Here is a 2,827-nt window from a genome sequence, read left to right on the forward strand (position 1 = left end):
AAGAGCTGAGCTGCTCGTTTCAGACGAACATCCCGCACTAATTCCACGACAGTTTTCCCAGTAATGGTCTTAATTTGACGGTAAAACGAAGATTGACTCATTCCCATTTGCCGAACCAAAACCGGAACCGTAAAGTCTGCATCCATGAGGTGTGCTTCGATGATAGTAATGGCTTTTTCCAGTAGACATTTTTGTTCATCTGGAATGATGAGATCCGTTGGCTGAAGCAAAAGCTGCCGATGATAATATTCCTTTAACAAAAAACGATTCCGTAGCATAACGGTTACTTTCGTTCGCAACAGATCTACATTAAAAGGCTTGGTCATGTATTCATCCGCACCCGTTTCCAGTCCTTCCAACTGATGCATAGCCGTGGCACGAGCCGTCAACAGAAATACGGGTATATGTAGAGTTTTGGGATGTTTTTTGATTTTCTGACACAAATCCAGACCACTACTGTGGGGCATCATCACATCGCTAATGACCAGATCGGGTAGTAGTTCCAGGGTTTTATTCCAGCCATCGACTCCATCCGTAGCGGTACTTACCTGATAAGTTTTAGCTAAGGAATCGTATAGATACTTCCGTAATTCGTCATTGTCTTCAACAATTAGCAGATGAGCCGAGTAAGGAAGGGGGGCTTCTGAAAAGCTTTTTTCGGGGTCGGTTGTCGGTGTTGAACGCGTAGGTTCTACCCGAGTAATTTGGGCTTCTGCGGGTATTTTACAAAGGGTATCTGCATCAAGGTGTGCTTTGCCAAAGGGTAGCCGCAGAAGAAAGGTGGTCCCGGCTCCCGGTTGACTGGTAACCAGCACTTCTCCCTGATGGGCTTCTACGTATTTTTTTACCAGTGATAACCCAATGCCCGTTCCCATTACCTGAATCGACTCGGTGTGCGTGGCCTGATAGTAGGGATTAAAGATTTGACTCATCTCGGTCGTATTCATACCTACGCCGCGATCGTGTATAGCAATCTGGAGATAATGATTCGTTAGATGTTGCTCGTCGTACACGGCCGGATGGTCCGATGAGCCCATTAGTGTGACCATAAGCTGAATGGAACCACCTTTGGACGAATACTTAAAGGCATTGGAAAGTAAATTAACCACCACTGATTCCAGCTTAGTCCGGTCGATGTACAGGAAAATATCTTGTTGGGGAACATCAATGGTATATTCCAGGTGTAGCGTTTCAGCCTTCAGCTTGAATATCAAAAATATTTCCGTTAAAAAGGGTACGATGTTCGTGGGTGTAACTTTTAATTGAATACGGCCTGATTCTGCTTTTCTGAAGTCCATGAGCTCATTTACCAGCTCCAGTAGTTTATGGGTCTGCTGGTGCATGAGCATAATTTTATCCTTAACCTGATGAATGGGCTCATGACTCATGGCCGCCAACTCTTCGACCGGTCCGAGAATTAGCGTAAGAGGGGTACGTAACTCGTGAGAAACGTTCGTGAAAAACTGTAACTTACTATCTGTCAGCTCTTTTTCTTTTTCAACCTTGTAATGTTCCAGCGTTAATTCGCTTTTTAGCCGCTGCTGAATAAGACTATTGCGGTGATACAGCAGAAAGGCTACGCCAATGCCAGTCAGGTAAAGCAAGTAGGCCCACCAGGTTTTCCACCAGGGAGGCAAAATGGTTACATACAACGTAAAGGGTTGTTTGGACCAGACACCGTCGTCATTGCTGGCTTTCACCTGAAACGTATACGATCCGGCGGGAAGGTTAGAAAACGTAGCGGTTCGCTGTTGGGCACTCACGGGTACCCAATCCTGATTATACCCGACTAATTGATATGCATAGTGTTGTTTAGGCGGATTAGCGTAGTGCAATCCCACAAATTCGATGGAAAAGTCGTTCTCATTGGAGTGAAGTTCAATGGAGGAATAATTCGCCAGGGGTGCAGGCATCAAAGGTCGGCCATTGAGCGTATCCCCCACAGCAATGAGCTGATTATGAATACGCAGCTCTGTAATCTGGATTTTGGGGAGTGAGGTATTGGTTTGAATAGCCTCTGGCCGGAAGTACGTAATTCCGTTGGTACCGCCCATAAACAGGGTTTGGTCGGCAGCCTGGTAGGCAGCTCCAATTTTGAAGGAATTGCTCTGTAAGCCATCGGTTACGTCATAATGAAGTACTTTTTTGGTCCGGGGATTCAGTTGATAAATACCGGACCCGCCTACCCAAAGGTTACCGGATTCGTCGAGTAACAAACTTTCAATATCGCTTTCTGGAACCCACGCCCCCCAGCGTTCCAGGCGTTCCTCGCCCCTGGAAGTGGTATACAGGCGATGCAGTCCACCTCCAATCGTACCAATCCAGAGCTGCCCCCCTCGGCCCTGTAACAAAGGCCAGGTATAGTCTGTGCTGAGGCTATTGAGGTTGTTGATTTCGTGTTTAAACTGTTTTAACAAGCGAATGGACTGGGGCGTGACGGCAATTTTCAATAATCCAGCATTACGGGTACTTGCCCATAAGAGGGAACGCTGTGGATCATAAGACAGATAAGTAAAATCGTTGGTAGGTAAGGTATGCTTCTCGGCCGAATATACTACGCCTTGTTTGCTAGTATGATTTAACCGATAGAGCCCACCCGTAAATGTAGCCAGCCAGATGAAACCGTACTGATCTTCGGTAATGCTCTCAATACTAAGGCTAGACCAATCCGTTTCTCCCGGCAAACCGGGGACGGATTGCAGTGTATTGGTCTGAAGATTGAGCGTAAATACGCCCCCGTACCGAGTGCCGATCCACAGCGTACCGTCAGCAGTCTGATGAAGGGCCGACACGTCTGTACTGTTTGCAATGCCGTAATAAGAATGTC

At 46.8% G+C, this 2,827-nt stretch carries 1 protein-coding gene; it reads right to left on the reverse strand.

Annotation, left to right across the window (positions count from 1 at the left end; genetic code table 11):
* Window positions 1-2,792, reverse strand: a 2,792-nt coding sequence (locus ACOJTG_RS00035; protein ID WP_420151921.1) for an ATP-binding protein, incomplete at its 3' end; no start/stop codon positions are given.
* Window positions 2,793-2,827: the final 35 nt, after the last annotated feature.

Source organism: Siphonobacter sp. (genome assembly GCF_048595215.1).
GTDB lineage: Bacteria > Bacteroidota > Bacteroidia > Cytophagales > Spirosomataceae > Siphonobacter.